General features: G+C 35.5%; 8 protein-coding genes, 3 tRNA genes and 1 riboswitch. Of the genes, 9 read left to right on the top strand and 2 right to left on the bottom strand.

What is annotated here, in order from left to right; genetic code table 11:
- Nucleotides 1-87: 87 nt before the first annotated feature.
- A tRNA-Pro gene (locus CLOCL_RS20170) sits at nucleotides 88-163 on the top strand.
- Nucleotides 164-436: 273 nt separating this feature from the next.
- Here the strand turns inward: CLOCL_RS20170 and CLOCL_RS20165 are convergent.
- Nucleotides 437-2380, bottom strand: coding sequence for a CotH kinase family protein (locus CLOCL_RS20165; RefSeq protein ID WP_014257052.1), 1944 nt, complete (start codon nucleotides 2378-2380; stop codon nucleotides 437-439).
- A 464-nt stretch (nucleotides 2381-2844) separates the two neighbouring features.
- A riboswitch (cobalamin riboswitch) is annotated at nucleotides 2845-3022 on the top strand.
- A gap of 127 nt (nucleotides 3023-3149) precedes the next feature.
- Between CLOCL_RS20165 and CLOCL_RS20160 the strand changes: the two genes are divergently transcribed.
- The 8 genes from CLOCL_RS20160 (at nucleotide 3150) to rpmE (ending at nucleotide 10257) form a co-directional block, all read left to right on the top strand.
- Complete coding sequence (locus CLOCL_RS20160; RefSeq protein WP_014257051.1) at nucleotides 3150-4112, top strand: ABC transporter substrate-binding protein; 963 nt, start codon at nucleotides 3150-3152, stop codon at nucleotides 4110-4112.
- 16 nt (nucleotides 4113-4128) lie between these two features.
- Nucleotides 4129-5142, top strand: a complete 1014-nt coding sequence (locus CLOCL_RS20155) for a FecCD family ABC transporter permease (RefSeq protein WP_014257050.1) — start codon at nucleotides 4129-4131, stop codon at nucleotides 5140-5142.
- 7 nt (nucleotides 5143-5149) lie between these two features.
- On the top strand, nucleotides 5150-5932 hold the full coding sequence (locus CLOCL_RS20150) for an ABC transporter ATP-binding protein (RefSeq protein ID WP_014257049.1): 783 nt from the start codon (nucleotides 5150-5152) through the stop codon (nucleotides 5930-5932).
- A gap of 120 nt (nucleotides 5933-6052) precedes the next feature.
- Nucleotides 6053-6128: transfer RNA gene (locus CLOCL_RS20145), tRNA-Val, on the top strand.
- A gap of 260 nt (nucleotides 6129-6388) precedes the next feature.
- Nucleotides 6389-6464, top strand: a tRNA-Thr gene (locus CLOCL_RS20140).
- Between the two features lie 405 nt (nucleotides 6465-6869).
- A complete protein-coding gene (locus tag CLOCL_RS20135; protein WP_014257048.1) occupies nucleotides 6870-7529 on the top strand; it encodes a hypothetical protein in 660 nt (219 codons plus the stop codon).
- 449 nt (nucleotides 7530-7978) lie between these two features.
- A complete protein-coding gene (gene rho / locus CLOCL_RS20130) occupies nucleotides 7979-9916 on the top strand; it encodes a transcription termination factor Rho (RefSeq protein WP_014257047.1) in 1938 nt (645 codons plus the stop codon).
- A gap of 131 nt (nucleotides 9917-10047) precedes the next feature.
- Complete coding sequence (gene rpmE, locus CLOCL_RS20125) at nucleotides 10048-10257, top strand: 50S ribosomal protein L31 (RefSeq protein WP_014257046.1); 210 nt, start codon at nucleotides 10048-10050, stop codon at nucleotides 10255-10257.
- Nucleotides 10258-10393: 136 nt separating this feature from the next.
- On the opposite strand, the gene CLOCL_RS20120 is transcribed toward rpmE, so the two are convergent.
- Nucleotides 10394-11500 carry an amidase domain-containing protein gene (locus CLOCL_RS20120; protein ID WP_014257045.1) on the bottom strand — a complete coding sequence of 369 codons (1107 nt, stop codon included), beginning with the start codon at nucleotides 11498-11500 and terminating at the stop codon, nucleotides 10394-10396.
- Between the last annotated feature and the right edge of the window lie 436 nt (nucleotides 11501-11936).

Below are 11936 nucleotides of genomic sequence, written 5' to 3'. Positions count from 1 at the left end.
AAATGACATAAACTAAAAAAATCATACAAAAATTGAGTTGCTTATATTCGTTGAATATAGTAGAATTTCTTTTGTCGTCGAAAACGGCGGGGTGTAGCGCAGCTGGTAGCGCGCTTGGTTTGGGACCAAGATGCCGGGGGTTCAAGTCCTCTCACCCCGACCACTAATTTAATCGATATAGTTAAATATCAAGAAGGGAAAACTCAGTTGTACTGAGTTTTTATTTTTTTGTAAAAGCAAATAGTTTCATCCTTATGCATTTTGCAATATAAAAAGCTTCGAAATAAGAACTTGTATCTTATTTCGAAGCTTTTTTATGAGTTGCTTTATAAAGCAAGATAGTCAAAGGTTAGTGAAGCTTTAGGCTTAATTGGCATCGATAGTAATTATTTATTTTGTTAAGCAATAAAGATTTTGAAAAGTAATAATTAAATAATTACCATCCCCAGCCACCGCCGCCGGGCCAACCTCCACCAGGGAAGCCGCCGCCAGGCCAGCCACCACCTGTATTTAATGGCTTCCAACCTGATTGATCCAACCAAGCAGCTCTCTGTGTTAAGAAGTTCTTTAAAATTGTAATTTGTTCTTCCCAGGTTTGTGTAGTTTGGGTATTAAAGCCACCAACCATGCTTGTACCAAGAATATTCCACTTTTGGAAGTTCCTTTTCGCTGCATTGGATAGTGGTGAAGCCAGGGAATCTACCAAGGCAATTAACTGTGTGTCGGACAGTGGACCTTGACGCAGTTGTGACCAACGGGCACTTATTTTGCTTTGGAAACTTGGATCCTGCATAAGGGTGTAGAACCAGTCGCAGGTTGTGTTACCCATGCCCATCATTTCAAACTGCCATCCCTCTGTATTGGAGCTTGTTCCTCCGCCTCCAAATCCAAATCCGAATCCGGGTATGCAACCAAAACCAAGGTCGTAGTCCCAGAGAGGACCGGCTTTAAGTTTTTCATTTCTGTCTTTGTATATGCGTGTACTACGTATATATGAGTCTGCTTCTTTAGCCATCTCGTTTACAATTATGTAATCCACGAAGGAGTCAACATCAATATATGCAGGATAACCGGTATTGGGATCCGATGGATTTGAACTGTGAATAGCATTATGAGTTTGTTGAATGTAATTTGCTATCCAAGCCAACTGTTCCGGTGTAGCGTCATCAGGTTCTGTAAGTTCAAGGTCACTCCAACCGTTACCTCTTATAATCGGTTCTTCTGCTGCCATCATATTAAACTGCATGAGATATCCTCCGGAGATTTCCGGTTCTTGCAAGTCATCTTTTTTAAGCTTTTTCAAATTCAAACGGTTTTTGCTAATTTCAATTTTTTCTGTAAGTATATATATACCTTGATAATCGTCGGCAGATAGCGGTTGATTATCGAAATTAATATAGACTTCCACATGTCTATACCTTGGGGTGGCTAATCCCATAATATTTCCTATTTCATAAGCTAAAGGATTACGTATTAATGATTTGTCAGGGTATGGTGAAAGTAAATTCCAGTCACCATCTGCTGGCATGCCCAGCAAAGAAAGTTTTGCATCTTCGTCTGCATTATCTCTGAGTTCCAGACGATATGGGGTTTTTTCAAAGTTAGCTGATGACTGACCGCGTATGTGGAATGCGGCTCGTGAAACAACCGAGGGTGTTTGCGATATGGAGAGTTCATTATTTTTCGGTTCAAAGAGCATAAAAGCGACATCTTTGTATTCGCGGTTAGGTTTACCGCCTCCGTAGGCATCTAAAATAATAACAGGAATATCATGTTTTGCGTCGATGGAAGTTGCAATATAGATTGCTGTACCCATTGCACCGCTTGCAGTGCCATTGACAAAGGATTGTGCCCTGAGTTGGGTGGTCTTGGTAAAAGTCAAAGGACCGCTGTATAATGGAGAATTGCTGTTAGGTACACTTCCGTCGGTAGTGTAACGAATTTGAGCATTGGGAATTTTTGAACTCAATGAAACGGTAATTCTATCTCTAAAAGTTCCGCTAGGTACTGAGAAAATGATATCACCAGCCATATCCGTATCATCTTTGTTTTCTGTTGGTGTAGGAGTAGGTGTCGGATTTGAAGTCTCTGCCGGGAATGAAGTGATTATTCCCAACAAATAACTTTTCATTAGAGCTAAGTCAATGGAATTCACAGAACCGTCACCGTTTAAATCGGCAACAGATACGTCAAAAGGAATTTGGCTTGAAATACCTAAAAGGTAACTTTTCATAACGGCATAGTCTATTGAGTCTATGCTGTTATCAGAGTTTACATCACCTTTTAGCGAACCTGCGCTGACATTAACGGTATAATTTGAGAAAACTGTTGAAACGAGTGCAAAGGCCAACGAAAAGATTAAAAATCGACCTTTTTTCATACAAGTCAACCTCCTTTATATATTTTTTTATAAAACTATTGCATAAAGTTTTTATATTAATCAAAGCACACGTCGCCCAGTATTGAATAATATTCAGGCATTGCATTTGATTATATAAAACTTATGCAAATTGTTGGCTTGAAATTGTTAGTACAGTTCTTGAAGTTCAACTTCTAGCTGTCAAACAATATTCAAAAGTTGTCAAAACTTCTATACATGATATTTGCTGAATTTTATACTGTAACCAATAAAGGCTAGCAACTCTTTTAATGCTTCAATGATTCTTGTAGACTGAAAAGAGTATATCATTCTTAATTAGATATTCGAAAACTAAATTTCAAATGTGTCAGTATTTTTAGTTTTTTATTGAAAAATATATTTTATATGGTTTAATAAGGAAGATAACAGGCAATTGAAATATAACTCAAAAAATGTTATAATGCCTCTAAAGTGAATACTTAGCGTAAATATAACGTGAAATTGGTTTCGGTTAGTCGCCGAATTAAAAGGGAAACAGGTGAAAATCCTGTACGGTCCCGCCGCTGTGATGGGGAGATACTGAAAAAATGCCACTGGGTAACTGGGAAGGCTTCAGTATCGTAGAACCTGAGTCAGAAGACCTGCCAATTTCTTTGCACGTATTCTCTACGAGTGATAGGGAGGTGCTTGGAATTGCTGTATATATTTTGGTATCCATAACCTCTTGAGATTTACTCAAGAGGTTTTATTATGCAAATTCCGCAAATATTATTAGAAAGGAAAAGGGAAGATGAAAAAAGCGATACTATTAATAATGGTTGCAATATTGGCTTTTGGTTTTATATCCTGCAGCAAAACAGACAGTAATGTTCAGTTGATAGAAGACAGTAATAGTGTAGAAAACTCCTCAGGTGTTGTAAATACGAAAGATAGAGCAGGTAACGATATAGAAGTTCCAAAAACGGTTGACAGAATAATATCTATGGCACCGTCAACTACAGAAATACTTTTGGATTTAGGCCTTGGCGACAAAATTGTTGCAATTGACCGGAACGCAAAAGGGTTGAAAGGAGAAAAAGGCCTTGATGAAGGAGTACCTGAATTTGACATGATGGCGCCGGATATTGAAAAGTTGGTCAGCTTAAAACCGAACATAGTTTTTACTTCGGGAATGAGCAACCTTGAGGGGAAAGCTGAACCTTATAAACCGTTAAGAGATTTGGGGGTTTGTGTTGCGGAAATTCCGACAAGCAATTCAATTGAAGCTATAAAAGAAGATATAATTTTCATTGCGGAAATTACAAAAACTTCTGAAAAGGGCCGAGAAATAGTTGAGTCTATAGATGCAGAAGTTGATAAAATCGCCCGAATCGGAAAGGATATTAAAGAAAAAAAGACGGTTTATTTTGAGATAGCAGCTGCACCCAACATGTACAGTTTTGGGTCCGGTGTATTTCTCAACGAAATAATCGAGCTTGTCGGAGCAACCAATATATTTAAGGATTATAATAGTTGGATTAATGTAAGTGAAGAGTCAGTTGTTGCAGCAAATCCTGATGTTATTTTGACAAATGTGAATTATATTGATGATCCTGTTGGTGAAATAAAATCAAGAAAAGGTTGGGAAAATATTAAGGCAGTTAAAAACGATGAAGTTTATTATATAGACAATAATTCCAGTAATTTGCCCAATCATAATTTTGTAAAGGCTATGAAGGAAATTGCAAAAGCGATTTATCCTGACAAGTATTGATAAAGGTAATGATAATATGAAAATAAAAGTTGTTTTTGCTTTATTGGGAAGTATTATTATTTGTATGCTGGGTATAGCCATAGGAAGTGTATTAATACCATTCGATGACATTATTACGGTGATTGGGAATAAAGTATTTGGTATGGCTAAGGATGCCGGGATAGATAAAGTAACTTTGTCTATAATTTGGGATATGCGTATTCCAAGGGTTCTTATGGCATTTGCCGTAGGTGCAGCTTTATCGGTCAGTGGTGCTATAATGCAATCTACGCTGAAAAATCCACTGGCGTCGTCTTATACTTTAGGTGTATCTTCCGGTGCCGCCTTTGGAGCAGGTATAATGATAACAACTGGAATTACATTGCCTGTATTGGGATTCCTTACACTTCCTTTGGCCGGATTTATTTCCGGGATGCTGACGGTTTTAGGGGCGGTTGCATTTGCTGCAAGTATGGACAGAAGTATGGATACTAATACTATTATACTTTCCGGAATGGTTTTTTCATTATTCGTTAATGCTATGCTGACATTAATGTCTTCTCTGAAGAGGGAAGATGCCCAGAAACTTATTATGTGGCAAATGGGTAGTTTTTCTCAGAAAAGTTGGGTTCATGTTATGATATTTTTGCCCATTGCTGTTTTATTAATATTCTTTACATTATTTTATGTAAGTGAATTGGATCTTTTAACTTTTGGAGAGGAGCATGCAAAGGCTGCCGGAGTTGATGCAAATAAAGTAAAATGGATTTTACTGGGGCTTTCTTCGGCTCTTACCGGGTGTGCAGTATCTTTTAGCGGAGTAATAGGATTTGTAGACCTTGTTGCTCCCCATGTAGTAAGAAAGATATACGGTTCGAGTCATCGTATTGTAGTTCCTGTTTCAGCTATATTCGGAGGATCCTTTATGGTAGTTGCCGACTTGATAGCAAGGACAATCATTTCTCCTTCGGAACTTCCGGTTGGAGCGGTTACGGCACTGGTTGGAGCACCGTTTTTTGGATATGTTTATTTTTCAGGAAGAGAGAGGTAATGGAAGCATGTTAAGGCTTGAAAATGTAAGATGCGGATATGATGAAATTGAGGTAATAAAGGGAGTATCTTTTCACGTAAATAAAGGTGAGAAGATATGTATAATCGGTCCTAACGGCTGTGGTAAATCTACGCTTCTTAAAGCTATTGCCGGCCTTATAAAAAGCGAGGGAGAAATCTATTTATCCGGAATTCCTATCAGAAAAATGAAAAGAACTGAAATTGCTTCTAGAATTGCCATGCTAAGGCAGAATGAGACTATATATTTTCCTTATACTGTGTATGAAACTGTTATGTTGGGAAGGTATCTCCATATGAAGGGGGGAATATTCAGAAGTCCTTCCAAGTACGATAGAGATTTTGTATTGGAGTGCATCGACAGGGTGGGTCTTTCAGATGTGAGGGATAGACAGATAAACACCCTTTCGGGCGGACAGCTTCAAAGAGTTTTTTTAGCTAAAGCTCTGGCTCAGGAACCAAACTTGATTTTACTGGATGAGCCAACCAATCACTTGGATTTAAAGTACCAAATTGAGCTTATAGAATATTTGAATCAATGGACGCAAAAAGACGGGCATACGGTAATTGGTGTATTGCATGACATTAATCTTGCCATGCATTTTGCTGACAAAATTTTGCTTCTGTCTGACGGTAAGATTGCAAAATACGGATGTATAAATAACTTTGTGGACGGAAAGTTGTTAGAACAAGCTTATCATATGGATATAAAGAGTTATATGCAAAAATCATTGAGAATCTGGGAAGAAAGTGCTGTAAAAAGAACTGTTTGAATGACAGATATCTAATCTGATTAATTAACATACAATGAGAATATTTCAAAAAAATGTATTTGACTCGATTAAATAAATAATGATATAATAATATCCGTTCGTTGAATTAAATAAATATAAGGGCGCTTAGCTCAGCTGGGAGAGCATCTGCCTTACAAGCAGGGGGTCATAGGTTCGAGCCCTATAGTGCCCACCATATTTAGGAACAACTCTTACTTAGGTAGGAGTTGTTTTTGTATATAGCCCATATAACGGTTAGTTGTTCTAAGGATTTTTTTGAGACTTTAAGGTGCAAGGCATTGAATGAACTGATTTTTATGAATAAGGATAGGTATGAAACAAATTTTATTAATATTTCATAAATTTTCTTTGCAAAAAGTGTTGACATGATTCAATTCTGTTGCTATATTATTATAGTGTCAGGAGTGATTAGATTTCTTGATGATACTTAATAATGCTGGTGTAGCTCAGTTGGTAGAGCAGCTGACTTGTAATCAGCAGGTCGGGGGTTCGAATCCGTCCACCAGCTCCAAACATAAATAACATCGGGTAATACTCGATGTTATTTATATTTTTCTTAAATTCAGCATATGAGTTCTTTAAAAAATCATATTTGAAAATTTGATACAAATGTTATATAATGGAATATGAGAGGGAATAATATTAGTGAGTTTTCAGTTAGCCTCGTAATTGCCGTTTTTTATTGCCTTGCATTAGTGAATTTAAACATTCTTTATAATTACTCATGTTAAAACATAGCAAAAGAAATTCTTTTTTTGAGAATCTTTAAGCTTCAAATAAGGGTATCGAACTCAAATAATCAAATGATATATATTTCAGAAATAGTTCTATATATTGATTTGATTTACAAAATTAGTGAGGGAAAGGAGGATTTTTTAAATTCCTGCACGAATTATATTAATTAGAGGTGGGAATAATGATAATTGATGCCAGTGCAACCATTGCATATAAATGTTCGTCTTGTGGCACATTTGAGTTTGTTACTTTAACACTTTTTGAATTGTTATCTGGAAAAGAAATAGAATATAATTGCCGCTGTAATGGTTCAAAACTGGTTATATGCAAAGAAAATAGTGACAGCTATAAGGTAGTTATCCCATGTATAGCGTGCGGGGATAGTCATGTATATATTTTGGAGAAGAAAGCTTTTATAAAGCAAGATATTAGTGTATTTAATTGTCCGAAAACAGGTTTAAAACAGTGTTTTATAGGGAATGATAGAGATGTTAGAAAAAGAGTTGATAAATTAGAAAAGGAATTTGACGAACTTATAAATATGTTTGGTTATGACAACTATTTTTGTAATACTCAGGTTATGTTTGATTCACTTAATATAATTCATGATATTGCAGCAAAAGGTAATTTATTTTGCGAATGTGGTAATGATGATATTGAATTAATATTATTTTCTGATAAAATTTATTTAAGATGCAAAAAATGTCCTGCCAGTAAAATAATTTATGCCTCTACCAATGAACATTTTAGAGAGAACTTAAAATTAAATCAAATTTTGTTATTGGATGAAGGGCTTGATTTAAAAAATATTCTTTCTGAGTTTATTATCAGAAAAAAATAGTATTTTGCTTATTCTTTTTTAAAGAAAGATTGTTTTTGGGAAATAATTAGGGGGGAGAGCTTCAGCTATTCAGCAAGATTTTCAGATAATGTCAAAAATACTGCAATAAGTATGTATAATTATTATTCCGGGGAATCAGATTTTATTGATTTTATATATGAGCAATTTAGAGGAGTAACTTTTTAAACAAAATGGTGGACGATTGTTATAGACTTTAAATATAAAAATAGATACAGTTATAATTTAGTTTTTTAAAAATTACTTTATTTGTAAAAATATGATTGACAACTATTAGGGGTATTGATATAATTACTATTGTTTATAAGTTACTCTATGAGTCTCCTCGAAGTATTAACCTTTCCCATAACAAAGGTTTTACTGATTGTTTTCTGAACGAATTAACTCCCAAAAGTGGAATTATATATAATCTTTTTATAAGGTGGTGTAGTATGGAAGATATTAATCTTAAGGATAAAACGCTTGAAGATCTACGGTATATAGCAAAAATGTTGGGTATCAAGAATTTATCCAAATACAAAAAAAGTGAACTTATAGAAGAAATATATAAAAGCAGTAAAGGAATGGATGATGGGCAGAAATCTGGAGAAGGGCAGGAAGCTCAAACTTCAGAAGCTGTGAAAGAGCCAGATAAAAAGGAAGTAAAGACAAAAGAAAAAAAATCAAAAGGTAAAGATTCGAAAAAAGAAACAGCTGCCAAGGAGGAAGCTGCAGAAGCAAAAGAAGTTCCAGAAGCAAAAGAAGTCTCGGATACAAATGAAGCACCTGTCGTACTTAGGAAATCTAAACGCGGAAGACCGAAAGCAAATAAAACTGCTGAGGTAAAAAGTGAACCTGAAGCAGAAAAAGATATTAAAGAAGATAGTGGGATTAATAAAGATATAGAGGATTCTGGAGAAAAAAAAGAGACCATATCAGATAAAAATGATAAAAAAGACAGGGCAGCAGAAAAAGAAAGAGTGGCATCAAAGGAAGATACGATAAAAGAAGAATCTGCAAAAAAAGAGGATAATGAAGAAAAAGAGGAAGTAGCTAAACAGGATACTACTTCAGAGTCTGATGCTGCTGTTAATGATAATGCAAAAGAGGATAAGAGAGAAGAAGAGCAGAAACTTGATGCTGAATCAAAAACAGCTAAAGAAGCAATTACTGAAAATGAAAGTAATAAACTTAACAAGCCTGCTAATAAGTCGCTGGAACAGAAAAATGAAAGTACTCCTCAGATAAATGTACTTGAAAAAATTGAAAGTGACGACCCGGTGGAGGGAGTACTGGAAGTATTACCGGACGGTTATGGCTTTTTAAGAAGTGATAATTACCTTTCGGGTCCAAAAGATGTTTATGTATCACCATCACAGATCAGAAGATTTAACCTCAAAACTGGAGATAAAATAAAAGGAAAAGGCCGCATACCTAAAGAGGGTGAAAAGTTCCAAGCCCTGCTTTATGTTCAATCTGTGAACGGAGATCCGCCGGAAGTTGCGGCAAAGAGGGTTCCATTTGAATACCTGACGCCTATATATCCTGATCAGAGAATTACTCTTGAAACATCACCAAGAGAATTATCAACAAGGCTAATTGACTTAATAGCGCCTATAGGTAAAGGACAGCGCGGAATGATAGTGTCGCCTCCGAAGGCAGGTAAGACCGTGCTTTTAAAGAAAATTGCAAATGCGATAACTACAAATTATCCTGAAATGGAACTAATTGTTTTGCTGATAGATGAAAGACCTGAAGAAGTAACAGATATGCAGCGTTCTATAAAGGGAGAGGTTATATATTCTACTTTCGATGAAGTTCCCGAGCATCATATAAAGGTGGCCGAAATGGTTCTTGAAAGGGCGCAGAGACTTGTTGAGCAAAAGAAGGATGTTGTAATACTGCTTGATAGTATAACGAGGCTTGCAAGGGCTTATAACCTTACAATACCACCTACAGGAAGAACATTGTCCGGAGGACTTGACCCCGGTGCTCTCCATAAGCCTAAAAGATTTTTTGGTGCTGCGAGAAACATTGAAAATGGGGGAAGTCTTACAATAATGGCAACAGCGCTCATTGAAACAGGAAGCAGAATGGATGATGTAATATTCGAAGAATTTAAGGGAACAGGTAATATGGAACTGCATTTAGACAGAAGGTTGTCTGAAATGAGGATATTCCCTGCAATAGACATTAACAGATCAGGAACTCGTAGAGAAGAACTGCTTCTTGATCAAAAAGAGCTTGAAAGTATATGGGCTGTTCGAAAAGCAATGAGTAATATGGGAACTGCTCAAGTAACTGAGATGATTATCAACAGATTGATGCAGACCAAATCAAATGCTGAGTTTGTTGCAAGTATTAATGTTGCATTCAATAATGAAAAATAGTTCTTGCTTATATTGCACATTTGTGTTAAAATATCGTTTGTGTCGAAAATACTTTCTCAAATATTTTTGATTAAAATACCCGCGAATTAGGGTTTTACTTACAGATGTTTAGTTGAAAGAAGGTGAATAGAGTGAAAGAAGGTATACATCCAAATTATCAACAAACTGTAATTAAATGTGCATGCGGTGCAACATACAATACCGGTTCAACTAAAAAGGATTTACACGTTGAAATATGTTCAAATTGCCACCCGTTCTTTACCGGTAAGCAGAAGCTGGTAGATACAGGTGGACGTGTTGACAAGTTCAAAAAGAGATTCGGTATCACTGATAAAGAATAAAATTATTAAAAAGAAGTATTTGATTTACATGGTTAAATAAAAGATCGGCATTGTCGATCTTTTATTTTTTAGCGAATTTATAGGAGGTTATAATTGCTGTCAAATCATAAAAATAGGGATTTTTATTGAAAAGGACTTAGTAGTGAACTCTTACAAGCCAAAACTTAATATTTTTATTACTCCATCCAAGGTCCCATGGAACCCTGTATCTGTCTGTATTATGGCAGTTTACAAGGGTATAGCCTTTTGAATCCGACCCAGTCACCACTGAGATATGAGTTACCTTTCCCTTTTTTTCGTATGCAACAAAATCGCCGGGCAAAAGTTTGAATGATGCCTTGAAGACTTGATTGTAAGTGCCTTTAGCTATTAGAGAGGCTCTCCCGCTGTTTAACATATAATCTTTAAATGCCTGAGCATTAACCCATGCTTTGCTGCCATCTTTAGTATAATTCCATGTCCTGTTTTTTTTAAATTTACCGCCTTCGAAGAGAATCTGAGATGCAAAATTTGCGCAATCACCACCTAGTGGATTATAATCTCTGTATTTTTTATTGTAACTGAAGCCAAACTCTTCATCGGCAGCAGCTCCGCAATAACGGTCTGCATATTCAACAGCACTTATTCTTCTTTGATTTAGATTTGAAAAATCCCTTGGTTTTGATGAAAGTATAAATTCTCTGAATTCCTCTTTTTTCAAATCTTCAAGTTCTAAAGAATCGGCGAAGGGGTCGGTATACCATTCTTTTACGATTAACCATTTATCGCTGCTTTTTTGCAATTTTAAAGAGTGATATGTACCTATTCTGAAAAAATTTTCTGTTTGCGGTTCGTTTTCATAAACATAACTGTATTCGGTAGAACATATAAAGTTATAAGAAGCTGTGTCACTGCTTTCTTTTACACTTCGTATTTTGAATATTGATTTTATATTGGAAAATATAATACCCTGTTTCTCAGCCCAGTTATGAAGATATTTCATCTTCTTTAACTCATGTTCATAGGCCCAGGTTCCAAGTTTGGTGCTTCTGTCATACAGAACTTGGATATCTTCAGGATTTCCCTGGAGCAGAGCATTATTTCTGGTAGAAAGGAGCTCCTCTATTATTTTAATATTATCTTCATTTATATGAGCACTAGTCAATATGGGCGAATCTTTATAAAAAAATATATTAATTGTTAATACTAATATAAAAATAGTAAATACAAATTTAGATCTTTTAAATTTTAACAGGGAAAGCATTCTTTTACTCCTTACACATTTGTCAATAGAAGTATATGATTTGAGATGACTAAAAATTACTCTGTCCGATATTTTAACGTAATAAAATTAATAAAAAATGAAACGGTTAGTTTGTGTGAGAACTAACCGACAAAATTTATAGGGAGGATGTTATTATGAAATACAAACATATCCAGCGTTCGGTTTTTTATAAAGGTATCGTAAAAAAAGTGGGGGGAGTATTAAACCCCAATCGAATATGAACAAAATTGATCACTTCAGCAGCGCTGCGTCAATTACTGCAACGTAAATGTCTTTACCTATTAAGTAGCTTGTTATAGAGTGTAATTGGCTGGTCTGAAAAGTTCCACCTTGAAGAAATTTGAACATAAGTGAAAAAAGTGCGTGAACAATAGGTCATGTAGAGTGTGTTTTTATTTTGTGCATATATGCGTGT

The organism is Acetivibrio clariflavus DSM 19732 (assembly GCF_000237085.1).
Taxonomy (GTDB): domain Bacteria; phylum Bacillota; class Clostridia; order Acetivibrionales; family Acetivibrionaceae; genus Acetivibrio; species Acetivibrio clariflavus.
Note: the sequence above shows the minus strand (reverse complement) of the source record. Positions and strands in the feature narration are given on the sequence as shown.